Here is a 22,526-nt window from a genome sequence, read left to right as displayed (position 1 = left end):
ACAGTAGACCATTATTGGAGTATAAAAAAGAAGTAACGGATCGAGAGATCCCGAGAAGGAGGACCGATGAGCACTCGGACCGCTGTCGTCATGGTCGACATGCAGAACATGTACCTGGAGCAGGACCGCCGCGACCTCTACGGCTGGCCGCCGATCTGGGAGTTCGATCGCGTCGTCGCGGAGTGCGCCGCGCTCCTCGCCGAGGCGCGGGCGCAGGGCGTCCCCGGTGATCTACACGCGGCAGGTGAGCCGCCCGGACGGCGCCGACATGACGCCCAGCATGAGGCGCCTGCTCGCGACCCTGCCCGACGTCTCGGCGGCGGTCGACACTCGTCCTGAGGGCTGGGCGTCAGAGATCCTGGACGCCGTGGCGCCGCAGCAGGGGGACATCATCATTCAGAAGCTGCGCTGGGACGCGTTCTTCGGAACCGAGCTCGACAACATCCTCCGCAATCTCGGCGCGCAGCGCCTGGTCGTCGCCGGACTGCAGACCAACGTCTGCGTCGAGACGACGTCGCGCACCGCGCTGATGAAGAACTAGCGACGTCGCCGTGCCGGAGGACGCCGTCTCGACCGACGGGCGAGCCCTCCACGTCAACGGCCTCGACGCCCTGCGGGTGCTCTACGCCGAGGTCGCACCGTGGCGCGAGCTGCTCGCGCCGGATGCGCCCTGGGACCGTCACCTCACCACGCCGCACTACGGCCGGCCCGAGAACGCGGCGGTCTGAACCTCTCCGCCTTCGGAGGTGCCGCCGCGGCCGGCCGCACCGACCCGGTCAGACCCGATCGGTCGACCGGTGCGCCGGCCAGTGGCGCTCGAGCACGGCCGGGACCGGCTCGTTGCTGCGGAGGACGTCACGCAGGCCGTCGAGCCAGCCGAGGGTCAACTCGGTCTGGGCGAGCCACAGCGTGTAGAGCGCGCGCCTGTTCCGCCAGACTCGGGGAGTCCTCGCGCACGGCGTCCCACGTCTCGAGCAGGTGCGACAGGCTGAGCTGCTCTTGCGCTGGTACGAGACCTCCGCGTCGATGAGATAGCCCGCTGTCGTGTCGTCGAGCACCCACAGGGTCACGAGCCGGAGCATCGAGTCGTCGCGGATGCTGTGGTCGGGCTCGTCGTGGACGAGCCAGCGGCGCAGTTCGTCGAGGCCTGCATCGGTGATCGCGTAGCTGGTCCTGCCCCGCTCGGTGCGCTCGCTGATCCGGATCAGACCCTTGCCCTCGAGCTTCGTCAGTTCCGAGTACACCCGCGACGGGCTCGGTGCCAGGCGCGGTCGGCGTCGTCGGTGAAGCTCGTGTTCAGTTCGTAGCCGGTGGGGACGCCGCGCGAGAGCGCGGCGAGGATCGCGTGTCGTAGAGCCAAGGGGCCTCCTTCGAGAGGGGGCGGTCGTCCTCGACCGCGGGTCCAGAGCAATCCGATCGCGGACTACCGGACTTGGTATCACGACCCGGCGGGCGGCGGACTGTCGAGCAGACGGTCGTCCTCTTGCATTCACGGAATCGAAATACGTCCGAAACAGTAGTCCCGATACTCTTCCACTATGGAGTACAAAACCCGACATGCCAGGTTGCTGCGGTTCATCGGCGCACGCCTGCTCCTCACCGCGGTCACTGCGCTCTTCGTCGCCGCGGTGGTCTTCCGCCGTCCGGGCGATCCCGGGCGACCCGGCCCTGACGATCCTGGGCACCGACAGCAGTCCCGGGGAGAGCGAGGAGCTGCGAGCGGTCATGGGGCTGGACTCAGCCCGTCCCCGTCCAGTTCGTCCTCTGGCTCGGACAGCTCGTCCGGGGTGAGCTGGGCTACTCCTACAGCCAGGGCCGCCCGGTCGGCGAGATCCTGGGCCCGGCGCTCACCACGACGCTCCTGCTGGGCGGCGTCGCGAGCGTGCTCGCGATCGCCATCGCCCTGGTCATGGGCAACCTCGCGACCTCGCCGTCGCGTCCTCCGGCGCGTCGTCGACGGAGTCGAGGCCTTCTTCCTCTCGGCACCCCAGTACACCGTCGCGTTGCTCCTCCTGCTCTTCTTCGCGGTCCTCGCGCCGGTGTTCCCCGCCGGCGGCCTCAGCACGCGGGGCGACGGAGGACCTGCCGACGTCCTGCTCCACCTCGCCCTGCCGGCCACCGCGCTGGCCCTCGCCCCGGGAGCCCAGATGGCCTCGATCGTTGAAGACGTCGCTGTCGACCCTGCAGTCGACCGACCTGCTCCCGTCGTTGCGGGCCCGAGGACTCGCCCGCGCTCCGGATCGCGGTGCACGCGCACCACAACGCGCTGCCGCCGATGATCACCGTCCTGGGGATCCAGGTCGGCTCGATGCTCGGCGGAGCGCTCTTCGTCGAGAACATCTTCAGCCCCCGAGTCGGGGTCCTCGTCGTCCAGTCGGTCGCGCTCAGGGACTACACGCTCATCCAGGCGGTCTCGCTCGTCGTGGCGATCGTCTTCGTCCTGGTCCTCCTCCTCGCCGACGCGGTCAATGCACTGATCGACCCGCGCATCCGGGTGGCCCGCGCATGACCGGCGACCCGCGCCGCCGCGACCGCCCGGCCCTCGTGGTGCGGTTCCGGCGACGATCGCTGCTCAGCCGTCTGCCGGTCCGCTCGCAGATCGCGCTCGGTGTGCTCGGCCTGATCGTCCTCGTGGGCCGTCGCCGCGCCGATCCTGCCCTTCGCCGATCCGCTCGCCGGATCGCTCTCAGAGCGGCCCCTGCCGTTCTTCTCCGACGCGCACGTCCTCGGGACCGACTCCCAGGGCCGCGACATGCTCAGTCGGCTCGTCTACGGCACGCGCATCTCGCTCGTGGCGGGCGTGCTGCCGATCGTCATCGCCACCCTCATCGGTCTGGCGATCGGCACGCTCGCCGGTCTGGGCGGCAAGGTGCTCAACACCGTGCTGATGCGCGGAGTCGACATCCTGTTCGCGTTCCCGGGCGTGCTGCTCTCCCTCCCTGCTCGCGATCACCCCGGGCATCGGTCTCGGCACCCTCGTGCTCGCCCTGACGCTCGTCTGGATCGCGCCTGTCGCGAGGATCGCCGAGACCGAGGTGTCGCGGATCCGGGAGCTCGACTCCGTGCTCTCCGCGCGAGCGAGCGGAGCCGGTCCCGGAGCGATCCTCCTCCGGCAGATCGTCCCGGTCGTGCTCCCCGCCGTGCTGGCCTACTCGACCTCGCTGGTCGGGGCGAACATCGCGATCGCCGGCGGACTCGGGTTCCTCGGCCTGGGCGTGCCCTCGCCGACTCCGGAGCTCGGCTCGATCCTGCAGGAGATGCAGGCCGCGATCTACACCGACCCCACTCTCGCGGTGACACCCGTCGTCGTGATCCTGGCGCTGTCGATGCTCTTCCCGCTCGTCGGGGACGGACTCCGCGACGCCCTCAGCGGACGGGAGTCCGACTCATGACGATCAGCAGCCCGGCCATGGGCGGCAGTCTGCCCACCACGGTCCCTTCGTGCTCGACGCGACCGGCGTCTCGGTGTCGTTCCGGGCCGCCCGCGGACGTGCCACCGTCGTCGACTCTGTCGGGCTCGGCCTCGAACGTTCGCAGGTCACCGTTCTGCTGGGCGAATCCGGCAGCGGGAAGACCGTCTTCGCTCGGACGATCACGGGCATGGCGCCACGGTCCGCGCAGGTGAGCGGTTCCGCAGTGTTCGACGGTGTCGATCTGCTCCACGCGTCCCGACCGTCCCTGCGCGCGCTGCACGGCGAGCGCATCGGCGTCGTCCCTCAGGACCCGAACAGCTCGCTCGACCCCATGCGGCGGATCGGCGGTCAGATCACCGAGACGCTGCTCCAGCACGGCGCGGGTCGCCGACAGGGCCGCGGCGCGGCTGCGGGCGGCCGAACTGCTCGAACTCGGTGAGCATCTCGGACCCCGAGCGCGTCCTGCGCGCCTACCCGCACGAGGTCTCCGGAGGGGATGCGGCAGCGGGTCGCCATCGCGATCGCCATCTGCTGCGATCCCGAACTGATCGTCGCCGACGAGCCCTCGAGCGCCCTCGACGCCTCGGTGGGGGTGGGAGTCGTGCGCCTGCTCGACGGGCTGCGCGCCCGGCTGGGAACCGCGATCCTCTTCATCACCCACGACGTGGGCATCGCCGCGCTCATCGCCTCCCAGCCGGAGGACCGCGTCGCCGTGATGCTCGGAGGCCGGATCGTCGAACTCGGGTTCGCCGCGCAGGTGCTCGGAGCGCCGGCGCACCCGTACACGAGGGCCCTTCTCGCCGCGGAGCCGTCGGCCGACGCTCCGCGGGGCGGTCTCGCCGTCGTTCCCGACGACATCCGCCACCGGCGCGACTGGGGGCCGCTCGTCGACATCGCGCCCGGGCACGCCGTGGCCGAAGCGAACGGAGGAGCACTGCTGAGTGTTCTGGCTGCAGGGGGCATCGTCAAGCGCTTCGGTCCCTTCACCGCCCTGGACGGAGTCTCCTTCCGACTCGAGAAGGGGCGCACGCTCGGAGTCGTGGGCGAATCGGGCAGCGGCAAGTCGACCCTGGGGCGCATCGTCATGCGGCTCATGTCTCCGGACGCCGGTACTGTCCGCCTCGGATCCGATGACCTCTTCGGTCTCGACCGGCGAGCGCTGCGGGCCGCGCGACGGCGCATCCAGCTGGTGCCGCAGGACCCGCGGCACGCGTTGAACCCGAGCATGACCGTGCGCCGGACGCTGGAGTTCCAGATGGCGGCGCACGACTTCCTCGGAGCACCTGGTCCGGACTCGCCGCGGACCTCCTGTCGCGGGTCTCGCTGCCCGCCGACTATCTGCACGCGTGCTCCCGCACGAGCTCTCGGGCGGTCAGGCGCAGCGCATCGCGATCGCCCGCGCGATCGTCGGCGAGCCCGAGGTGCTGGTCGCGGACGAGGCGGTCAGCGCGCTCGACAAGTCGGTTCAGGCGCGGGTCCTCAACACCTTCGCCGAGCTCCAGGCCGACCTGGGCGTCGCGCTCTTCTTCATCAGCCACGACCTCGCCGTCGTCGAGCACATGAGCGACGACATCCTCGTGCTCAACCGGGGACGGTCCGTCGAAAGCGGTCCCACCGCGGACGTCCTGGCGTCCCCGCAGGATCCGTACACGCGCGAGCTCCTCGCGGCGCGGCACCCCGTCCGAACCTCCTAGACCCGCACTCACCACTCGAACCCGCATCATTCGAACCCCCACCCCGAGGAGTCCCATGCACCGCACCCACCGGATCGGACGACGGCCGCTGGCTCTCGTCGCCGCACTCGCCGTGTCCGCTCTCGCTCTCGCAGGCTGCTCAGGAGGCGGAGCGAGCGCTGCCGACGAGCAGGAGCTGATCATCGCCTCGCAGATGGCCGCCTTCCCCAGCCTCGACACCGGAGCCATCACCACGGCCGGCTACGAGGGCCAGCGCCTGATCGGTAACCTCGTCTACGAGGGTCTGACCAAGCGCGACGTCTCGGACCCGGATGCGCCCGCCGGCGTCGCACCGGCGCTCGCAGAGTCGTGGGAGATCTCGGAGGACGGCCTCACCTACACGTTCGCTCTGCAGGGCGGAGTGACGTTCCACGACGGCACCGACTGGAACGCGGACGCCCTCATCGCGAACATCGGCCGGTACACCGACGAATCCGACCCGAACTACGACCCGGTCCTGATCACGTACTACACGGTGCTGAACTTCGTCGATTCGGTCGAGAAGGTCGACGACATGACGGTCGCGTTCACCCTGAACGCAGCCGTTCGCCTTCTTCCTCGCCGACCTCTACAACGTCTACTTCGCGAGCCCCACGAGCCTGGAGGAGTCGGGGCGGCCGGTCAGGCGAAGAACCCGGTCGGCACCGGGCCGTTCGTCTTCGACTCGCTCGCCGAGAACCAGTCGATCTCGTTCGTCCGCAACGACGACTACTGGGGCCAGGTGCCCGAGCTCGACCGGTTGAGCGTCGAGCTCATCCCCGACCCCGCCGCCCGTACCGCGGCTCTGCGCTCGGGACGCGTCGACTGGATCGAGGCCGCGCAGCCCGACGACTTCGCGAGCCTGGAGGCCGACGGCTACGTGACGACGGGCAACTCCTTCGACTGGGAGTGGTCGTGGCAGCTCTTCCCCGAGGAAAAGCCCTTCGACGACATCCGCGTCCGTCAGGCGATGAACTACGCCATCGACCGCGAGTCGATCGCCGAGGACCTCCTCCACGGCACCGCGTCTCCCGCCTACCAGATGTTCGCCCCGGCCAGCCTCTACTACGACGAAGCCGACGACATCTACTCCTACGACCCCGAGAAGGCGAAGTCGCTCCTGGCGGAGGCCGGCTACCCCGACGGCGTCGACGTGACGGTCGGATACATCACCGCGGGCTCCGGATCGATGCAGGCGAAGGCGATGAACGAGGCCCTCCAGGCCCAGCTCGCCGAGGTGGGCATCGGCGTGACGCTCGAACCGGTCGACTTCGCCGGCATGTACGGTCAGCTCGGCGAAGGCGACACCGGCTGGCAGGCCGCGAACCAGGCGTTCAGCCTGGAGCAGCCGTCGAGCTGGAACGGCTTCTGGTTCGGCTGCGAGGGCAACTTCTTCGGCTACTGCAACCCGGACGCGGACGCCCTCTACCAGCAGGCGCTCGTCACCACCGACGACGCCGAGCGCGCCGCCCTGCTCACGCAGGTCGGCCACCTGGTGACGGAGGACGCCGCCTGGATGTTCGTCGTCAACGACACCGCACCGCGGGCGATGTCGGACCGCGTTCAGGGCTTCGAGCAGCCCAAGAGCTGGTGGATCGACTTCACCGGCGTGTCGATGGCCGACTGACGCTCTGACCGGAGGGGGCGGCGCTGCGGCGCCGTTCCCCTTCCAGCTGCGTCCTGTCACCTCCGTCCGATGAACGGGTGAGGGTCTCAGCGCTCCGGAGCAGCAGAAAGCGCCCTACGGTGCGGCGCTATTCCGCCTCCCAGGGGAAGCGGGCGTCCTCCTGGGGGCCGAGCCAGACGAGGAGGAGCACCGCGCACACGAGGATCGCGGCGGTCACCCCGCTCGGAGCCAACGACGTCGTGACCAGGCGCACCGCGGTCGAGATCGCAGCCCAGATCGACAGGGGTATCAGCATCAGCGAGGAAGCCGACCCGCGTGATCATGCGCGCGTCGGCCCCTCCGAGGAACGCGTTCACCGAGGCGAGCACGGCGGTCAGTGCGGCGAGGAAGCCCAGGATCCCGAGCATGATGCCGCCGGCGGATTTCGAGCTGCCCGATCAGGCCGTCGCTCGCGCTCGATGACACCTGTGCGCTCTCGCGCTCGAGAAGCGCACGCTCCTCCTCGAGCAGCTGCTCGAACGCCACGAGCGCCTGCTCCTCGACGCCCAGATGGCCCTCGGGCAGCAGGATCAGCCGCTGGACCCGCTCCCGGGTCGCGTCGCCCGTCCTGGCGACGGACCGGGCGAAGAGCCGCCGCTCGAGTTCCGTGGACCCGTCGGGGACCAGCAGGCCCCAGCGGCCGGCCTGGTCCAGATGGTCGTCGGAGCGGTACGACTCCGCGAGCTCCGAACGCACGGCGAGATCGAGAGGCTTCCGCACCAGTCGCGCCCGCAACCGCTCGCGCTCCCGGCGCAGCTCCCGCCACTCGGCCCGTTGCTCCGCACCCACCTGCTGAGTATGGAGTGCTGCCGGACGGACCGCTCGCAGCGCCTCACGAGCAGGTGTAGGTCACCCCGCCCACCACGTGCACGCCCGTCCCCAGCTCCGCGCACGTCGCGAAGAGGTTCCCGAACACCGCGACCAGCGCGATCACTCCGGCCGTGTACAGCACGATCGTCACGGCTGCGACGATGATCCCCGCGACGGCCAGCCCCGCGAGGACCGCCGTCACGGCGACTCCGGCGCAACGCCAGGATGCTCAGCACGAGTCCCGCGACGTCGAAGCCCGGGAACAGCGCGAGGACGAGCCCGGTGACGGCCAGCACCACCGTCGTCGTGTACGCCGACGAGGCGGTGGGAGCGTCCGAGCTCACGCCCGCCCCTGCAGGATCAGGTTCCAGTACACCCACGGCAGCACGAACCGGTCGGCGAGGAACGTCGCCCGACGCTCCTTCGCGAGCCCCTTCCAGAACGGGATCGTGGGCTGGGGCCGGTAGCGGTCGTCGAACTCGGCGAAGACGACCGTCTTCCGCGAGACGACGAACGGGCAGACGGAGTAGCCGTTGCAGGTCATCGGCAGCGGCTTCCCCTTCCGCGCGGCCACGAGGTTCTTCGCCAGCGTCTTCGCCTGCGGGCGCAGCGCGCCGCCCGACTTCGAGTTGGTCGTCGCGGCGGCGTCGCCCAGCGACCAGACGTCCGGGAAGCGGACGTGGCGCAGGGTCAGCGGGTCGACCTCGACGAAGCCGCCGTCGGTCAGGCCGGAGCCCTCGAGGAAGGCGGCGCCGACTGCGGAGGGACGACGTGCAGCACGTCGTAGGCCAGCGTCTCGCGGTGGTCGCCCTCCAGCCCCTCCGAGCGAGGTCGAGTGGTCGGGCCCGAGCAGCGCCGCGCGGCGGTCCTCGCCCGCCAGCTCGATCGTCTGCGAGGCGGCGTCGACCTCGACGAGCTCGCGGTCGTAGTGCACCTCGATGCCGTACTCGGCGACCTTGCGCTCGAGCTCGGCGTCGATCAGCGGCATGCCGAACAGGGTCGGCGTCGGCACCACGAGCACGACGTGGATGTCGTCGAGCACCCCGGTCTTCCGCCAGTAGTCGCACGCCAGGTACATCGGCTTCTGCGAGGCGCCGGAGCAGGTGGCCGGCCCGCTGGGCTGCGTGAAGACGACGGTCCCCGAGCGCACGTCGCGCAGCACGCTCGACGCCTTCCGGGCGTACTCGTACTCGTAGTTCGAGATGCCGACCGGCGACTCCATCGCCTCGACGAGGCCGGGCACCGCGTCCCAGTCCTTCCGATGCCCGGGCACACCACGAGCTGGCCGTAGCCGACCGCGCGCCCGCCCGAGCGTCACCGTCTTGGCGACGGGATCGATCGTGGCGACGCGGTCCCGGATCCACGTCACGCCCTTCGGCGTCACCTCGCCCTGCGGACGGGTCGCCTCGAGGCCGGAGCCGTGCCGCCGGCGACGTGCGAGAACATCGGCTGGTAAGTGGGTCGTCCGCGGCTCGATCACCGCGACGTCCGACACTCCGTAGCGCCGCAGCCGCCCGGCCACCGAGAGCCCGGCGTTGCCGCCGCCGATGACGAGCACGTCGTGGTGCAGGGCGGGCGCGGGGAGTCGGTCATGCTCACCGTAGGCGGCAGGTCCGACAAGGGCCACGGGCGAGGGGACCCTTGCGCTTCGGCGCGAGGGAGCGCTGTCTCCTGGCGCGATCCCGCCCTCGGAGGCGGCGTGGCACGGCGGGAGGGCCGCGAACGGACGTCCCGCGCCACCGGGACACGCGCCGATCACCGCGGGTTACGGTTCTCGCCGTCCACGCCCCCGAGCAGAAGAGGCCCCCTGTGATCCGTCGGCGACTGTCCGTTCTCGTCCTCCTCCCGCTGGCGTCCGTCCTGGCGCTGACCGCGTGTTCCGCGCCGGACGGCGCTGACTCGCCGCAGGAGACGTCGCCGCTGACCGAGTACCTGGGCGCTCTATGGCTCCGATCAGAGCCCGGAGCAGCAGCAGGAGGAGTTCGCCGAGCAGGAGCGGGCCCGTGAGGACCTCGTCGCGGCGTGCATGAAGGAGCAGGGGTTCGACTACACGCCGAACCCGCAGAGCGGCGCCTTCCTCTCCGCCGGCAGCGAGGAGTGGGAGCCGGAGGATCGCGAGTGGGTCGCCCAGTACGGCTACGGAGTGGTCGACTACCCCGGCCGCGACGCGCCGGACGAGGCGGACGAGGAGTACGTCGATCTCAACGCCGACTACACGGCGGGCCTGTCCGACTCCGAGCGGGCGGCGTACGAGAGGCCCTGAGCGGTCCTCCCGTGACGGAGGAGCAGGCCGGCGAGGACGGCCTGTACGAGTACGACTGGGCGGCGTCCGGCTGCTACGGCTCCGCCCAGCACGAGCTCGACTCCCGGGATCCGGTGCGTACGAGCGAGCACCAGCCGCTGATGGACGCACTGAACGAGTTCTACTTCGAGCCTGCAGACGGCACTCCGAGCTGGCCGACCTGAACGCGGAGTGGTCGTCGTGCATGACCGAGGCCGGGCACCCCGGGTTCGCGGTCCAGTACGACGCGCAGAGCTCGGTCGACGCCGAGGTGAGCGCGTTCCACGAGGCGTCCGACGAGCCGATCGAGGACTCGGACCCGGAGATGGAGAAGCTCGGCGAGAAGGAGATCGCCCTGGCGCTCGCCGATCTCGACTGCCGCGAGAAGACCGACTACCGCGCCGAGCAGAAGAAGGTCCAGGACGAGCTGGAGCGGCGGTTCATCGCCGACCACGAGGCGGAGCTGAACTCCCTGAAGGCCGACGCCGAGCAGGGGGACTGAGTGCGCGAGCGCGGATGTCAGCAGGGCGACCACGAGACGCCCGACGCGCCCGCCTCCCTGACGGTCGACGACCAGGAGGAGGGAGGCGCGGCGACCGGGCCGGTTCGCCGGGATCGGCGCGGTCGTGGCGCGGAACCGCCTCCTCTGGATCGTGGCCGCCGCCGCGCTGGTGAGCCTGGTCGCGGGCCTGGTCATCGGCCGGTTCGCCGTCTCGCCGGAGGACGCGGCCGCCGGTGCGGCGCCCCCGGCTCGGGCTCATCACGGCGCCGGTCGGGTTCGGCGCCCTGGCATCGACGTGTCCCTCCGGGCGAGGTCGCGTTCGCCGATCCCGTCGAGGTGACCGTCGACACGACGACGATCCAGGGGGCCGCCGTGGTGACGGGCGGGTGCCCGAGGCGGGCGCGAGCCGCGCCCCTGTCGATCGCGCTGGAGGTCGCGGGTCGCCCGGTGATCGTGCTGCCCGGCGAGCTGCCGGCGTACCGGACCCTCCGGTTCGGGGTCTCCGGGCCCGACGTGGTGCAGTTCAAGACGGCGATGCGCAGCATCGGGCTGGACGCGGGAGATCCGACCGACGAGGAGTTCGACGAGGCAGCGGCGGAGTCGGTCGTCCAGCTGTACGCCCAGGCGGGCCACGCGGCAAAGCCGGCGATCGAGGACGGGGACGGAGTGGTCAGTGCCGCGGAGGAGGCGGTGGCCTCGTCGGAGCAGGCTCTGGCGGCGGCTCGGAAGGCGAGCTGTCCGCGGCGCAGGCCGGACCTGCCGGCGGTCGCGGTGCGCGAGGCCGACAACGCGGTCGCGAGCGCCCGCCGCGAGCTCGACGCCGCGCGCGCCGCCGACCCCCAGGACGGGAACGAGGCCGCCGATCTGCAGGACGCCCTCGCCCTGGCCGAGCTCACCGGGCGCAGCTGGGCACGGTCGCCGACACGGGTGTCCAGCGCGCGGCCGTCGAGTCGGCGCAGTCGCAGGTGACCCGGGCAGAAGAGGACCTCGCGCGCCCGGCAGTCCGTCCTGCCCGCCCTCCCCGCCGGTGAGGTGCTGTTCCTGACCGACCTCCCGCGACGGGTGGACACGGTCGCGGCGAAGCGCGGCGCTCTGCTCTCCGGGGCCGCGATGACGGTGTCGGGAGCGCAGCTGGCGCTCTCCGGATCCGCGGCGGAGGCCTGACGCGCGGCTCGTCGCCGTGGGGCAGGAGGCCTCGTTCGAGCTCCCGACGGGGCTCTGCACCGAGCCGCGGTCTCGGCGGTGGCGCCGGGAGCGACCCCCGCCGAGCGCTGGACGATCACGCTTCACCCCGATCCGCTCTCGCCCGAGCAGATCGAGCAGGTGAAGGGCACGAACGTGAAGGTCTGATCTCGGTCGGCGCGACGGCGGGGAGGTGCTCTCGGTTCCCGTAGCGGCCCTCTCCGCCGGTCCGGGGGAGAGAGCCGCGTGGAGGTCGTGGACGGGGACCCGCGCGATCCCGCCGCGACCACCCGGCTCGTCTCCTGCGGACGACCGGGCTCGCCGCGGCCGGGGCTGTCGAGGTCTCTCCGACGGAGCGCTCGCCGAGGGCGACCTGGTCGTGGTCGGCCGGTGAGCACTCCTCTGATCGAGCTGCGCGGCGTCACCCGCTCCTTCCCCGGTCCGCCCGAGGTGCGGGCGCTCGAGGGCGTCGACCTCGCCGTCGACGAGGGCGACTACGTGTCGATCGTGGGGCCCAGCGGATCGGGCAAGTCGACGATGCTGAACATCCTCGGCTCCTCGACCGTCCCACTGCCGGCGAGTACCGGTTCGACGGAGCCCTCACGGGGGATCTCGACGAGGACGCGCGCGCGGCGGTCCGCGCCCAGCGCATCGGATTCGTCTTCCAGGCCTTCCACCTGATGCCCCGGCGCACCGTCCTCGAGAACGTCGTGCTCCCCATGCTCTACAGCGGCACGCCCCGGGCGGAGCGGGAGAGCCGCGCTCTGGACGCCCTGCGGCGGGTCGGACTCGGCCACCGCCTCGGCTCCCTGCCGACGACCCTGTCGGGAGGGAGCGCCAGCGGGTGGCCGTCGCCCGTGCCGTCGTCGTCGGGCCGCGGCTGCTCCTCGCCGACGAGCCCACCGGCAGTCTCGACGGCTCCACCACGACCGATGTCATGCGCTTCTTCGAGGACCTCACGAGCACGGGGCTCACCCTCGTCGTCATCACCCACGACCGGGCGGTGGCCCGGCGGGCACCGCGGAGCGTGCGCATCACCGACGGCCGGCTGCAGGAGGCGACGGCATGGAGCAGGCTCCTCCCGCGGCGACGGCGCCCGTCGAGCCAGGAGTCGGCGACGCCGCTCGTGAGCCCGATCCGGCCCGCCGACCGCTTCACCGCCGCCGACCTCCTCGCCGAGGCCACGTCCGATCTCGGCACCCGACCCGGTCGCCTGGTCATGACCCTCCTCGGCACTGTCCTCGGCGTCGGCGCCCTCGTCGCCACCGTGGCCTTCGCCCAGACCACGGCCGGGCAGCTGGCCCGCCGCTTCGACGCGTTCGCCGCGACCCAGCTCGTGGCCCGGCCCGCCGAGGCCCGCACCGCAGGCGGGGAGAGCGTCGCCACGGCGCGCCTGCCGGGACTCCGTCGAGCGCCTCTCCCGGCTCGCCGGGGTCGAGGAGTCGGCCCTGATCGGCGAGGTGCCGCTGCGCGAGGGCGCGAGCGTCACCGCCGTGCCGGTCGAGGACCCCTCCGCGCCGGCCGTCGCCCCGCCCCGGGTCCTCGCGGCGTCTTCCGCCCCTCATCGAGACCCGAGGGGCGGATCACGGTCGGCCGCATGTTCGACTCCGGGCACGACGCCCGCGCCGACCGCGTCGTCGTCCTCGGCTCCCGCGCCGCGGAGCGGCTCGGTGTCGGGCGGCTCGACTCGCAGCCCTCGATCCTGATCGACGGCGTCGGCTACTCGGTCTCGGGTCTTCGACGACGCGCGAGGGGGGAGCCTCGACGCCGTCGTCCCGCCCACCGGCACGGCGCGCGCCGACCTCGCGCTCGGCGCTCCCGGCGAGGTCCAGGCGAGGATCGGCATCGGCGCAGGGCCGCAGCTCGCGGCGCAGATCCCGCGCGCACTGCTCCCCGACGTCCCCGACTCCCTCGCCGCTCCCGCACCCGGCGGTGCGTCCGATCTCGCCGGGGAGGTCCGCGCCGACGTCGATCTCGTGCTCCTCGTGCTCTCGGTGATCGTCCTGCTCGCGGGCGGGGTCGGCATCGCGAACGTCACCACGCTCTCCGTCATGGAGCGGATCGGCGAGATCGGCCTCCGGCGGGCGATCGGCGCCACCCGAAGGCAGATCGCTCAGCAGTTCGTCGTCGAGTCGGTCGTCCTGGGCCTGCTCGGCGGCCTCCTCGGCGCGGCGGCGGGTGTGCTGGCGGTGCTCGCCGTCTCGCTCGCCCAGCACTGGACACCCGTGCTCGACCCCCGTCGCCTCTCGGCGGCACCCTGCTCGATCCCTCATCGGACTGCTCGCCGGTAGCGTCCCCGCGCGCCGCGCCTCCCGCATCGAACCCGTCGCCGCGCTCCGCGGCTCGTGACGAGTGCTCACACCGCGTACAGCGCCACCGGTTCCAGCACGAAGCCGACCTCGACCCCCGGCGCCAGCTCGCGCCGCGCCGCCTCGGCCGGAGTGACATCCGCCGCGAGCAGCCGCCCGCGCACCCGCACGGCGTCGCCCCGCGGCTCCAGGTCGACGATCGCCTCCCGCAGCCCGCCTTCGCCGATCCTCACCGCGGAGGGAGGCACCGCGGCGGCCACGGCGGACCCGACCGGCGCCTCCGAGTACCCCGCGATCTCGCGCCCGTCCTCGATCCGCAGACCGCCGGAGGTGCGGACGCCGCGCACGAGGCACAGCCCGGACAGCTCGGCGGTGAAGGCGGTGCGCGGACGCTCGAGCACGTCGGCGGTCGGCCCCTCCTCGACGACGCGGCCCTCGTGCAGCACGACGACGCGGTCGGCGAGGGTCCACGCGTCGAGCACGTCGTGGGTGACGAGGATCGTGGTGCGGTCGGCGAGCACGGTGCGGAGCATCCGCCGCAGCACCGGCGCGACCCGCACGTCGAGCGCCGCCATCGGCTCGTCCAGCAGCAGGAGCCGCGGATCCGTCGCGAGGGCCCGGGCGAGCGCCACCCGCTGGGCCTGCCCGCCCGAGAGGGTGGCGGGGCGGCGGTCGGCGAGGGGGAGTGCGTCCACGTCCGCGAGGCGGCGCTCGGCGCGGGCGCGCGACTCCGCTCGGCCGGCACCGGTGCTGCGGGGGCCGAACGCGGCGTTCTCGCGCACGCTCAGGTGCGGGAACAGCAGCGGATCCTGCGCGAGCAGGGCGACTCCGCGGCGGTGCGGAGGGGTCCAGACGCGCGAGTCGAAGAGGACGGAGTCGCCCAGTCGCGCGCTGCCCGAATCGGCGCGCACGAGTCCGGCCAGCAGCTCGACCAGGGTCGACTTGCCGGCGCCGTTGGGCCCGAGCACCGCCACGGTCTCGCCCTCGGCGACCGTCAGCGCCACGTCGAACCCGCGCGAGGCCAGCTGCGCGTCGAACCGCAGCGTCACGAGCGGGCCCCCGTCGGACGCCGGCCGTACGCCAGGCCGATCACCAGCACCGCGACGACCACGAGCACGAGGGCCAGCGCGACCGCGGCATCCGGATCGCTCTCGCGCTGCAGGTAGACCTCGAGCGGCAGGGTGCGCGTCACGCCCTCGAGACTCCCGGCGAAGGTGAGCGTCGCGCCGAACTCGCCGAGCGCGCGGGCGAACGACAGGATCGCGCCGGACACCAGCCCGGGCAGGATCAGCGGCAGCGTGACCCGGCGCAGCACCGTGCCCGGCGAGGCTCCGAGCGTCGCGGCCACCGCCTCGTACCGCGCGCCGGCACTGCGCAGCGCCCCCTCGAGGCTCAGCACCAGGAACGGCAGCGCCACGAACGTCTGCGCGAGCACCACGGCGGTCGTCGAGAACGCGATGCGCACGCCCACCGCCTCGAGCGCGCCGCCCAGCAGGCCCATCCGGCCGAAGGTGTAGAGCAGCGCGAGTCCGCCGACGACCGGAGGCAGCACCAGCGGCAGCAGCACGAGCGGCGCAGCGAGGCGCTGCCCGGGAACGACGTGCGGGCCAGCACCAGCGCCATCGGCGCACCGAGCAGCACGCACAGGAGGGTCGCCACGGCCGACGTGCGCAGACTCAGCAGGGAGCGCCGCGACCGACGAGTCGGAGGTGATCAGCGGCACGAAGCGCGGCCAGTCCACCCGCGCGAGGATCGCGACGAGCGGAAGCAGGACCAGCAGCGCGCCGACCGCGGCGAGCGCCACGACCCAGCGCGGCGGCGCGGATCCGGTGCGCATCAGGTGCGGGGCAGCGGCGTCTCGACGATGACGGTGGTCGCCTTCACCACCGCCGTGGCGGGGGAGCCGGGCCCGAGGCCGAGCTCGCGCACCGCCTCGCTGCTCATCAGCGACACCACCCGGTGCGGTCCGCACTGCAGCTCGACCTGCGCCATCACCGTGTCCATCACGATGCTCGTCACGATGCCGACGAAGCGGTTGCGGGCCGATCGTGCGACGGGCGACGGATCCTCCGGCAGCACCGCGTTCGCCCGGGCGAGCTCGGCGACGGCCAGCCCGTCGACGACCAGGCGCCCGGAGGCGTCCTTCGTGCTCTCGAGGACCCCGTTGTCGATCCAGCGGCGCAGGGTGTCGTCGCTCACTCCGAGGGCGGCGGCGGCGTCACGGATCCGGATCTGCGGCATGGGGAGGAGCTCTACGACCGCGGACGCGGATCCGAGCTGCGTCGGCCACTCAGGGCCGGGCACTGGCAACCCCCTTCATCCCGGCCGGGAGCACGACGGAGGCTGTCGGCGTCGAGGAGGAGGACGCATGCGAGCCATGACCTACCGGGGTCCGTACAAGATCCGTGTCGAGGAGAAGGACCGGCCCCGCATCGAGCACCCGAACGACGCGATCGTGCGGGTGACGCTCGCCGCGATCTGCGGCTCCGATCTGCACTTGTACCACGGGCTCATGCCCGACACGAGGATCGGCCACACCTTCGGCCACGAGTTCATCGGAGTGGTCGACGAGGTCGGCTCGTCGGTGCAGAACCTGAAGGTCGGCGACCGCGTGATGGTGCCGTTCAACATCTACTGCGGCACGTGCTTCTTCTGCGCGCGCGGCCTCTACTCCAACTGCCACAACGTGAATCCGAACGCCACGGCCATCGGCGGCATCTACGGGTACTCGCACTCGACCGGCGGCTACGACGGCGGGCAGGCCGAGTATGTGCGCGTGCCCTTCGCCGACGTCGGGCCGAGCGTGATCCCGGAGTGGCTGCCCGACGAGGACGCGCTGCTGCTGACCGACGCGTTCTCGACCGGCTACTTCGGCGCGCAGCTCGGCGACATCGTCGAGGGCGACACGGTCGTGGTGCTCGGGGCCGGCCCGGTCGGCCTCGCCGCCGCCCGCTCCTCCTGGCTCATGGGCGCCGGCCACGTGATCGTCGTCGACCAGCTCGAGTACCGGCTCGCCAAGGCTCGCGAGTTCGCGCTCGCCGAGACGGTGAACTACCTCGAGCACGACGACATCGTCGTGCACCTGAAGAAGACGACCGGCGGACTCGGTGCCGACGTGGCTTCATCGACGCGGTCGGCGCGGAGGCGGACGGAAACCTGATCCAGCACGTCACCTCGGCCAAGCTCAAGCTGCAGGGCGGCTCGCCCGTCGCGCTCAACTGGGCGATCGACGGCGTGCGCAAGGGTGGCACGATCTCGGTGATGGGCGCCTACGGCCCCCTCTTCAGCGCGGTGAAGTTCGGCGACGCGATGAACAAGGGCCTCACGCTCCGGATGAACCAGGCGCCGGTGAAGCGCCAGTGGCCGCGCCTGCTCGAGCACATCCGGGCGGGGTACCTGAAGCCCAGCGACATGATCACGCACCGCATCCCGCTCGAGCACATCGCCGAGGGGTACCACCTGTTCTCGTCCAAGCTCGACGGCTGCATCAAGACCGTCGTGGTGCCGTAGGAGGTCACCGTGCCGTACACCGCCGACAAGCCGATCCAGCCGCCGACCGCCGAGGAGCTGCGCGCCCGCATCCCCGGCTGGGGAGCCGATCTCGACCCGGCCGACCGGCCCTCGTTCCCGCGCGAGCGCTTCGACCTCGAGACCGGGGCGCACTGGCACAAGCCCGAGCCGATGGATCCGGGGGAATACCGCGAGAAGAGCATCGAGCACGAGGAGCTGCCGCCCGTCTTCGGCACCGCGCAGCCGCTGCACGGGGTCTCCGGAGCGATCCGCCGCTACGCCTACGACCGGTTCAGCGAGGGGCGCGCGGCGCACTGGCTGCTGCTGGTGCTGGGCGACCGGGTCGACGCGACCGGAGCGCACCTGCGCTCCCTCGCGACGCTGCGACCGGACGACCCGATCACCGAGACCGGCGTGCTGAGCGAGCTGAAGGCGCATCCGATCGCGTCGCGGCTCGGCCGCTCGGACGTGCGGCACCAGGTGCTGGATCCGCTGCTGGTCGCGGGGCCGTGGGTGCTCGGCGGGCTCGCGGCGGTGGCGCTGGGGCGGCGGCTGCTGCGCTGAGGCGGGTGCCGGTCCGGGCGCTCAGGAGCGCCTGGTCGGGGAGCGCCGGGTCGGGGAGCGCCGGATCAGGGAGCGCCGAAGCCGGCGGCGTCGAGCACGGCGCGGCCCTCGTCGCCGGTGACGAACGCCGTGAACGCGGCTGCCGCCTCCGACTCCGTGAGCGGGGCGATCCAGGTACGTGGTGACGGCCTGCTCCGCCTCGGCGAAGGGGACTCCCTCGACCGCGTCGCCCGCGGTGCGCACGTCGGTGACGTAGACGAGCCCCGCATCCGCCTCGCCCGAACGCACCTTGCCGAGCACGTCGGTCACCGACGACTCCTCGCTCACGGGTTCGATGGCCAGCCCGGCGGCCGACTCGACCGCGTCCGCCGCGGCTCCGCACGGCACCTGCGGAGCGCAGACGACGACGGCCACGCCCGCGCGGGTGAGGTCGGCGAGGGTCCGGACGCCGGCGGGGTTGCCCGGCGGCACGGCGATCTCGAGGGTGTTCGTCGCGAACGCGACGAAGTCCGCGGAGGTCAGCCCCGCCTCCTTCACCCGCTGCATCGTCGCGGTGTCGGCCGTGGCCAGGACGTCGGCGGGGCGCCGTTCTCGAGCTGGGTCGCGAGATCGGAGGAGCCGGCGAACGAGAGCTCGACCGCGGTGCCGGGGTGAGCGGCCTCGAACCCGTCGGCGAGCTCGGTGAAGATGCGGCGGTGAGCGAGGCGGCGGCGAAGACGGTGACGGTGCCGGGCGCCTCCTGGGCGCTGCAGCCGGCGAGGGACCCCGCCAGGACGACCGCGGACAGGGCAGCTAGCGGGCGGATGCGGCGCATGGAGATCCTCAGGTCGGAGCGGTTCCGCATCTGCGGGTCTGAGGCGACTCTACGTCCTCGTCCGCGTCTGAGGCCGCCCTGGGAGCTCGGTGCGCATGGACGGGTCGGGCCGGGTGCGCTGCAGAACCTCAGCGGAGAGGGGTCCGACGGCTGACAGCCGACAGACCCCCTCCTCAGCTGATGTTCTGCGCGCACCCCGTTCCGGAACCGCAGGGTCGGCTCGGAGCAGGCACGGACAGCGGGCCGGGCATGGCATCGTCGAGGACGGACGCTCCGGATCCTTTTCCGCTCTCCTGTCCGACCCGCACACTCCGCAGAAGGGCCACCATGACCTCCGACCGCCTCCGCGTCGTCGCCGCCACCCCGATCAGCGACGAGCTGATCGCCCGGATCGTCGAGCTCGAGCCGCGCCTCGACGTCGTCGCCGACCAGAGCCTGCTCCCGCCCATGCGGCACCCCGGCGACCACCAGGGTGACCCGGGCTTCGAGCGCACACCCGAGCAGCAGTCGGCGTTCGACGAGCTCGTCGACCTCGGCCGACGTGCTCTACGGGATCCCGGACGAGTCGCCGTCGGCCCTCGCGCGCACCGTGGCCGCGAACCCGTCGCTCCGCTGGGTGCAGACGATGCCCGCGGGCGGCGGCGGGCGGGTGAAGGCGGCGGGGCTGGACGCGGAGGCGCTCGAGCGCATCGCGTTCTCGACGAGCGCGGGCGTCCACTCCCAGCCGCTCGCCGAGTTCTCGGTGTTCGGGCTGCTGGCCGGCGCGAAGTCGCTGCCGAGGCTGCAGGAGCTGCAGCGCCGGAAGAAGTGGGGCGCGCGCTGGACGATGGGGCTGATCTCGGAGCAGACGATCCTGATCGTGGGGCTCGGCACGATCGGCCGCGCCACCGCGCAGAAGCTGACGAGGCCTCGGCGCCCGGGTGATCGGCACGAAGCCGGCACGAGGACTCCGTCGAGCACGTCGACGAGATCGTGCGGCCCGAGGCGATCGCCGACGTGGCCGAGCGGATCGACGGGGTCGTCGTGACTCTTCCCGGCACCTCCGCGACCGAGAAGCTGGTCGGCGCCGGCTTCTTCGAGGCGCTGCGTCCGGGAGCGACGCTCGTCAGCGTCGGCCGCGGCACCGTGATCGACGAGGAGGCGCTCCTCGCGGCGCTGGACGACGGCCGGGTCGGCTGTGCGGTCCTCGACGTGGTCGCGCAGGAGCCGCTGGCCGAGGACAGCCCGCTGTGGACGCATCCCGGCGTTCTGATCAGCCCGCACACCGCGGCGCTGAACGCGGCCGAGGACCGGCTGATCGCGGAGCTGTTCGCGCGGAACGCGACCCGCTTCCTCGACGGCGAGGAGCTGATCAACCGCGTCGACACGGTCGAGTTCTACTGACGCGCCGGGCCGGATTCCCGCCGCGGACCTCCGAAACGCCTCCACAACGGCCCGGATCGGCTACGATCCGGCCGATCCGGGCGATGCGGCCACCGCGGAGGCCCTCGACGGCCTACCGTTGCCCTATGGCGTCAACCGGAAACACCGATACCGCCCCCGAGGCTCAGAGCGCGTCCGACGCTCAGAACGCCCCCGAGGCTCAGACCACCTCCGAGGCCCCCGCCGCCCCCGCGGCCGCGGCCTCCGCTCCCTCCGACGAGCCCCGCTCGCTCACCTTCTCCGACCTGGGCCTCAGCGAGCCCGTCCTCAAGGCTCTGAAGGAGGTCGGCTACGAGACGCCCTCGGCGATCCAGGCCGCGACGATCCCGTCCTCCTCTCCGGCCGCGACGTCCTCGGCGTCGCCCAGACCGGCACCGGCAAGACGGCCGCCTTCGCGCTGCCGATCCTCTCCCGGCTCGACCTCTCGCAGAAGACCCCGCAGGCCCTCGTCCTCGCGCCCACCCGCGAGCTCGCGCTCCAGGTGTGCGAGGCGTTCGAGCGCTACGCCTCGGCCCTGCGCGGAGTGCACGTGCTCCCCGTCTACGGCGGCCAGGGCTACGGCACCCAGCTCTCGGCGCTGCGCCGCGGCGTCCACGTCGTCGTCGGCACGCCCGGCCGCATCATGGACCACCTCGAGAAGGGCACGCTCGACCTCTCGGCGCTGAAGTACCTGGTGCTCGACGAGGCCGACGAGATGCTCAAGATGGGCTTCGCGGAGGACGTCGAGACGATCCTCGCCGACACCCCGGTCGAGAAGCAGATCGCGCTGTTCTCGGCGACGATGCCCTCGCAGATCCGCCGCATCTCGGGCAAGTACCTCAAGGAGCCCGAGGAGATCACGGTCAAGAACAAGACCACGACCTCGGTCAACACCACCCAGCGCTACCTGATGGTGTCGTACCCGCAGAAGGTGGACGCCCTCACCCGCATCCTCCGAGGTCGAGAACTTCGAGGGGATGATCGTCTTCGTCCGCACCAAGAGCGAGACCGAGACCCTCGCCGAGAAGCTGCGCGCCCGCGGCTACACCGCCGCCGCGATCAGCGGAGACGTCGCCCAGGCCCAGCGCGAGCGCTACCGTCGAGCAGCTGAAGTCGGGCAAGCTCGACATCCTCGTCGCCACCGACGTCGCCGCCCGCGGTCTCGACGTCGAGCGCATCAGCCACGTCGTCAACTACGACATCCCGATCGACACCGAGTCGTACGTGCACCGCATCGGCCGCACGGGCCGTGCGGGGCGCAGCGGAGCGGCGATCAGCTTCGTCACGCCGCGCGAGCGCCGCCTGCTCGCCGCGATCGAGAAGGCCACCCGTCAGCCGCTCACCGAGATGCGCATGCCCAGCGTCGAGGACGTCAACGTCACGCGCCTCTCGCGCTTCGACGACGCGATCACCTCGGCGCTCGCCGACTCCGAGCGCCTGCAGCGCTTCCGCGACATCATCGGCCACTACGTCGAGCACCACGACGTCGTCGAGTCGGATGTCGCCGCGGCCCTCGCGATCGTCGCCCAGGGCGAGGAGCCGCTGCTCCTCTCGCCCGACGACCCCCGCTTCGCCCGCCGCGAGCGCGAGGAGCGCGAGCCGCGCCCCGACCGCGACCGCGGGGATCGCGGCGACCGGGGCTTCGACCGTGACCGGGGCGAGCGCCCCGAGCGCCGCCAGCGCCCGGCGAACAGCAACCTCGCCTCCTACCGGATCGAGGTGGGCCGTCGTCAGCGCGTCGAGCCCCGCCAGATCGTCGGCGCGCTCGCGAACGAGGGCGGCCTCAACCGCGGCGACTTCGGGCACATCGACATCCGCCCGGACTTCTCGATCGTCGAGCTGCCGGCCGACCTGCCTCAGGACGTGCTCGACCGCCTCGCCGACACCCGCATCAGCGGGCAGCTGATCGAGCTGAAGCCCGACCGCCGTCCGAGCCGTGCCGGCGCCGACCGCGGCGGGCGCCCGTCCGGTCCGTCGCGCTCGACCGAGCGCCCGGAGCGCAAGCCGCGCTACTGGCGGTCGCGCCTCGAGGGGCCGGTCCGTCGACGGAGGAGCTGCAGCTCCCCCGCCGGTGGCCCGGCCCCTCCGTCGTCCGGCGGTGGTGGTGGATCTCGATACGCCCGTTGCGCGGGCTACTCGATCAGCAGGGGACGGCGCATTGCGTGGGCGCGGCGGCGCGCATTCCTGCTGGTCGAGTAGCGGCGGCACGCCGCGTATCGAGACCCCCGTGTCCAGGGGGTGGATCTCGATACGCCCGCTTCGCGGGCTACTCGATCAGCAGGGGACGGCGCAGAGCGTGTGTGCAGCGGCGCGCATTCCCTGCTGGTCGAGTAGCGGCGGCACGCCGCGTATCGAGCCCCGC

The 22,526-nt window shown here is 72.2% G+C and carries 28 protein-coding genes and 7 pseudogenes; 25 read left to right on the top strand and 10 right to left on the bottom strand.

Features of this window, described 5'->3' with window-relative positions:
• Positions 1-66 precede the first annotated feature (66 nt).
• The 3 genes from AC0CII_RS12210 to AC0CII_RS12200 are packed head-to-tail and all read left to right on the top strand — an operon-like array spanning position 67 to position 728.
• Positions 67-339, top strand: coding sequence for a hypothetical protein (locus AC0CII_RS12210; protein ID WP_465229579.1), 273 nt, complete (start codon positions 67-69; stop codon positions 337-339).
• A complete protein-coding gene (locus tag AC0CII_RS12205) occupies positions 281-541 on the top strand; it encodes a cysteine hydrolase family protein (RefSeq protein ID WP_465230887.1) in 261 nt (86 codons plus the stop codon). Before AC0CII_RS12210 ends, AC0CII_RS12205 begins: the two co-directional genes overlap by 59 nt.
• A 10-nt stretch (positions 542-551) precedes the next feature.
• Complete coding sequence (locus AC0CII_RS12200) at positions 552-728, top strand: hypothetical protein (RefSeq protein WP_465229578.1); 177 nt, start codon at positions 552-554, stop codon at positions 726-728.
• Between the two features lie 48 nt (positions 729-776).
• Here the strand turns inward: AC0CII_RS12200 and AC0CII_RS12195 are convergent, their stop codons facing one another.
• On the bottom strand, positions 777-1,244 hold the full coding sequence (locus tag AC0CII_RS12195) for a hypothetical protein (RefSeq protein WP_465229577.1): 468 nt from the start codon (positions 1,242-1,244) through the stop codon (positions 777-779).
• Entirely contained in the window at positions 1,229-1,411 is a 183-nt protein-coding gene (locus AC0CII_RS12190) for a hypothetical protein (protein ID WP_465229576.1), read from the bottom strand. The genes AC0CII_RS12195 and AC0CII_RS12190 overlap by 16 nt, the downstream gene beginning before the upstream one ends.
• A gap of 154 nt (positions 1,412-1,565) precedes the next feature.
• Between AC0CII_RS12190 and AC0CII_RS12185 the strand changes: the two genes are divergently transcribed.
• The 8 genes and pseudogenes from AC0CII_RS12185 to AC0CII_RS12150 all read left to right on the top strand — a co-directional run bounded on the left by AC0CII_RS12185 (position 1,566) and on the right by AC0CII_RS12150 (position 6,752).
• Positions 1,566-2,279 (top strand): hypothetical protein, encoded by a 714-nt coding sequence (locus AC0CII_RS12185; protein ID WP_465229575.1) that lies wholly within the window; start codon positions 1,566-1,568, stop codon positions 2,277-2,279.
• A complete protein-coding gene (locus AC0CII_RS12180) occupies positions 2,276-2,509 on the top strand; it encodes an ABC transporter permease subunit (RefSeq protein ID WP_465229574.1) in 234 nt (77 codons plus the stop codon). Before AC0CII_RS12185 ends, AC0CII_RS12180 begins: the two co-directional genes overlap by 4 nt.
• Positions 2,506-2,991 carry a hypothetical protein gene (locus AC0CII_RS12175; protein ID WP_465229573.1) on the top strand — a complete coding sequence of 162 codons (486 nt, stop codon included), beginning with the start codon at positions 2,506-2,508 and terminating at the stop codon, positions 2,989-2,991. The genes AC0CII_RS12180 and AC0CII_RS12175 overlap by 4 nt, the downstream gene beginning before the upstream one ends.
• Positions 2,979-3,392 carry an ABC transporter permease subunit gene (locus AC0CII_RS12170; protein ID WP_465229572.1) on the top strand — a complete coding sequence of 138 codons (414 nt, stop codon included), beginning with the start codon at positions 2,979-2,981 and terminating at the stop codon, positions 3,390-3,392. Before AC0CII_RS12175 ends, AC0CII_RS12170 begins: the two co-directional genes overlap by 13 nt.
• Before the next feature lie 49 nt (positions 3,393-3,441).
• The gene (locus tag AC0CII_RS12165; RefSeq protein WP_465229571.1) at positions 3,442-3,852 is read left to right on the top strand and encodes an ATP-binding cassette domain-containing protein; all 411 of its coding nucleotides are present in this window, start codon (positions 3,442-3,444) and stop codon (positions 3,850-3,852) included.
• A gap of 57 nt (positions 3,853-3,909) precedes the next feature.
• Positions 3,910-4,620, top strand: a pseudogene (locus AC0CII_RS12160) (ATP-binding cassette domain-containing protein); the annotation flags it as partial.
• 139 nt (positions 4,621-4,759) lie between these two features.
• On the top strand, positions 4,760-5,107 hold the full coding sequence (locus tag AC0CII_RS12155) for an ATP-binding cassette domain-containing protein (protein WP_465230886.1): 348 nt from the start codon (positions 4,760-4,762) through the stop codon (positions 5,105-5,107).
• Between the two features lie 55 nt (positions 5,108-5,162).
• The gene (locus tag AC0CII_RS12150; protein WP_465229570.1) at positions 5,163-6,752 is read left to right on the top strand and encodes an ABC transporter substrate-binding protein; all 1,590 of its coding nucleotides are present in this window, start codon (positions 5,163-5,165) and stop codon (positions 6,750-6,752) included.
• Between the two features lie 127 nt (positions 6,753-6,879).
• On the opposite strand, the gene AC0CII_RS12145 is transcribed toward AC0CII_RS12150, so the two are convergent.
• From AC0CII_RS12145 to AC0CII_RS12130, 4 genes are all read right to left on the bottom strand, one after another.
• A complete protein-coding gene (locus AC0CII_RS12145; protein ID WP_465229569.1) occupies positions 6,880-7,047 on the bottom strand; it encodes a hypothetical protein in 168 nt (55 codons plus the stop codon).
• On the bottom strand, positions 7,047-7,580 hold the full coding sequence (locus AC0CII_RS12140; protein WP_465229568.1) for a DUF6584 family protein: 534 nt from the start codon (positions 7,578-7,580) through the stop codon (positions 7,047-7,049). Before AC0CII_RS12140 ends, AC0CII_RS12145 begins: the two co-directional genes overlap by 1 nt.
• Positions 7,581-7,623: 43 nt before the next feature.
• On the bottom strand, positions 7,624-7,803 hold the full coding sequence (locus AC0CII_RS12135; RefSeq protein ID WP_465229567.1) for a hypothetical protein: 180 nt from the start codon (positions 7,801-7,803) through the stop codon (positions 7,624-7,626).
• 138 nt (positions 7,804-7,941) lie between these two features.
• Positions 7,942-9,228, bottom strand: coding sequence for an NAD(P)/FAD-dependent oxidoreductase (locus tag AC0CII_RS12130; protein ID WP_465229566.1), 1,287 nt, complete (start codon positions 9,226-9,228; stop codon positions 7,942-7,944).
• A gap of 399 nt (positions 9,229-9,627) precedes the next feature.
• Here AC0CII_RS12130 and AC0CII_RS12125 point away from each other — a divergent pair, with 399 nt between their 5' ends.
• The 9 genes and pseudogenes from AC0CII_RS12125 (at position 9,628) to AC0CII_RS12085 (ending at position 13,857) form a co-directional block, all read left to right on the top strand.
• Positions 9,628-9,864, top strand: a complete 237-nt coding sequence (locus AC0CII_RS12125; RefSeq protein WP_465229565.1) for a hypothetical protein — start codon at positions 9,628-9,630, stop codon at positions 9,862-9,864.
• 11 nt (positions 9,865-9,875) lie between these two features.
• Positions 9,876-10,067: a hypothetical protein gene (locus AC0CII_RS12120; protein ID WP_465229564.1), complete on the top strand. Its 192-nt coding sequence runs from the start codon at positions 9,876-9,878 to the stop codon at positions 10,065-10,067.
• A gap of 20 nt (positions 10,068-10,087) precedes the next feature.
• On the top strand, positions 10,088-10,384 hold the full coding sequence (locus tag AC0CII_RS12115; protein ID WP_465229563.1) for a hypothetical protein: 297 nt from the start codon (positions 10,088-10,090) through the stop codon (positions 10,382-10,384).
• A gap of 124 nt (positions 10,385-10,508) precedes the next feature.
• Complete coding sequence (locus AC0CII_RS12110; protein ID WP_465229562.1) at positions 10,509-10,724, top strand: hypothetical protein; 216 nt, start codon at positions 10,509-10,511, stop codon at positions 10,722-10,724.
• Positions 10,721-11,353, top strand: coding sequence for a hypothetical protein (locus tag AC0CII_RS12105; RefSeq protein ID WP_465229561.1), 633 nt, complete (start codon positions 10,721-10,723; stop codon positions 11,351-11,353). Before AC0CII_RS12110 ends, AC0CII_RS12105 begins: the two co-directional genes overlap by 4 nt.
• A 63-nt stretch (positions 11,354-11,416) precedes the next feature.
• Entirely contained in the window at positions 11,417-11,548 is a 132-nt protein-coding gene (locus AC0CII_RS12100; RefSeq protein ID WP_465229560.1) for a hypothetical protein, read from the top strand.
• 408 nt (positions 11,549-11,956) lie between these two features.
• Positions 11,957-12,623 (top strand): annotated as a pseudogene (locus tag AC0CII_RS12095) (ABC transporter ATP-binding protein); the annotation flags it as partial.
• 162 nt (positions 12,624-12,785) lie between these two features.
• A pseudogene (locus AC0CII_RS12090) lies at positions 12,786-13,241 on the top strand (ABC transporter permease); the annotation flags it as partial.
• 301 nt (positions 13,242-13,542) lie between these two features.
• Positions 13,543-13,857: an ABC transporter permease gene (locus tag AC0CII_RS12085; protein ID WP_465229559.1), complete on the top strand. Its 315-nt coding sequence runs from the start codon at positions 13,543-13,545 to the stop codon at positions 13,855-13,857.
• Between the two features lie 65 nt (positions 13,858-13,922).
• Here the strand turns inward: AC0CII_RS12085 and AC0CII_RS12080 are convergent, their stop codons facing one another.
• From AC0CII_RS12080 to AC0CII_RS12070, 3 genes and pseudogenes are all read right to left on the bottom strand, one after another.
• The gene (locus AC0CII_RS12080) at positions 13,923-14,924 is read right to left on the bottom strand and encodes a sulfate/molybdate ABC transporter ATP-binding protein (RefSeq protein WP_465227586.1); all 1,002 of its coding nucleotides are present in this window, start codon (positions 14,922-14,924) and stop codon (positions 13,923-13,925) included.
• Positions 14,921-15,712, bottom strand: a pseudogene (locus AC0CII_RS12075) (ABC transporter permease). Before AC0CII_RS12075 ends, AC0CII_RS12080 begins: the two are co-directional and overlap by 4 nt.
• On the bottom strand, positions 15,712-16,116 hold the full coding sequence (locus AC0CII_RS12070) for a TOBE domain-containing protein (protein WP_465229558.1): 405 nt from the start codon (positions 16,114-16,116) through the stop codon (positions 15,712-15,714). The pseudogene AC0CII_RS12075 and the gene AC0CII_RS12070 overlap by 1 nt, the downstream one beginning before the upstream one ends.
• Before the next feature lie 127 nt (positions 16,117-16,243).
• Here AC0CII_RS12070 and AC0CII_RS12065 point away from each other — a divergent pair.
• Positions 16,244-17,385: pseudogene (locus AC0CII_RS12065) on the top strand (zinc-dependent alcohol dehydrogenase).
• 9 nt (positions 17,386-17,394) lie between these two features.
• The gene (locus AC0CII_RS12060; RefSeq protein ID WP_465227590.1) at positions 17,395-17,949 is read left to right on the top strand and encodes a hypothetical protein; all 555 of its coding nucleotides are present in this window, start codon (positions 17,395-17,397) and stop codon (positions 17,947-17,949) included.
• A gap of 65 nt (positions 17,950-18,014) precedes the next feature.
• Here the strand turns inward: AC0CII_RS12060 and modA are convergent.
• Positions 18,015-18,763 (bottom strand): annotated as a pseudogene (gene modA, locus AC0CII_RS12055) (molybdate ABC transporter substrate-binding protein).
• A 472-nt stretch (positions 18,764-19,235) separates the two neighbouring features.
• On the opposite strand from modA, the gene AC0CII_RS12050 reads away from it, so the two are divergent.
• The 3 genes and pseudogenes from AC0CII_RS12050 (at position 19,236) to AC0CII_RS12040 (ending at position 22,363) form a co-directional block, all read left to right on the top strand.
• Positions 19,236-19,790 carry an NAD(P)-dependent oxidoreductase gene (locus AC0CII_RS12050; RefSeq protein WP_465229557.1) on the top strand — a complete coding sequence of 185 codons (555 nt, stop codon included), beginning with the start codon at positions 19,236-19,238 and terminating at the stop codon, positions 19,788-19,790.
• Positions 19,736-20,146 (top strand): NAD(P)-dependent oxidoreductase, encoded by a 411-nt coding sequence (locus AC0CII_RS12045; protein WP_465229556.1) that lies wholly within the window; start codon positions 19,736-19,738, stop codon positions 20,144-20,146. The genes AC0CII_RS12050 and AC0CII_RS12045 overlap by 55 nt, the downstream gene beginning before the upstream one ends.
• 125 nt (positions 20,147-20,271) lie before the next feature.
• Positions 20,272-22,363: pseudogene (locus tag AC0CII_RS12040) on the top strand (DEAD/DEAH box helicase).
• Positions 22,364-22,526: the final 163 nt, after the last annotated feature.

The sequence above is a fragment of the Rathayibacter sp. AC182 genome (genome assembly GCF_979253875.1).
The sequence above is the reverse complement of the archived record's forward strand: the minus strand, read 5'-3'. Positions and strand labels throughout refer to the sequence as shown.

Excerpts from the sequence above, each read along its gene's own strand:
- AC0CII_RS12175 (WP_465229573.1), top strand. The coding sequence starts at position 2,506 with ATGACCGGCGACCCGCGCCGCCGCGACCGCCCGGCCCTCGTGGTGCGG.
- AC0CII_RS12210 (WP_465229579.1), top strand. The coding sequence starts at position 67 with ATGAGCACTCGGACCGCTGTCGTCATGGTCGACATGCAGAACATGTAC.
- AC0CII_RS12125 (WP_465229565.1), top strand. The coding sequence starts at position 9,628 with ATGAAGGAGCAGGGGTTCGACTACACGCCGAACCCGCAGAGCGGCGCC.
- AC0CII_RS12180 (WP_465229574.1), top strand. The coding sequence starts at position 2,276 with ATGATCACCGTCCTGGGGATCCAGGTCGGCTCGATGCTCGGCGGAGCG.
- AC0CII_RS12205 (WP_465230887.1), top strand. The coding sequence starts at position 281 with ATGAGGCGCCTGCTCGCGACCCTGCCCGACGTCTCGGCGGCGGTCGAC.
- AC0CII_RS12115 (WP_465229563.1), top strand. The coding sequence starts at position 10,088 with ATGACCGAGGCCGGGCACCCCGGGTTCGCGGTCCAGTACGACGCGCAG.
- AC0CII_RS12145 (WP_465229569.1), bottom strand. The coding sequence starts at position 7,047 with ATGCTGATACCCCTGTCGATCTGGGCTGCGATCTCGACCGCGGTGCGC.
- AC0CII_RS12150 (WP_465229570.1), top strand. The coding sequence starts at position 5,163 with ATGCACCGCACCCACCGGATCGGACGACGGCCGCTGGCTCTCGTCGCC.
- AC0CII_RS12070 (WP_465229558.1), bottom strand. The coding sequence starts at position 16,116 with ATGCCGCAGATCCGGATCCGTGACGCCGCCGCCGCCCTCGGAGTGAGC.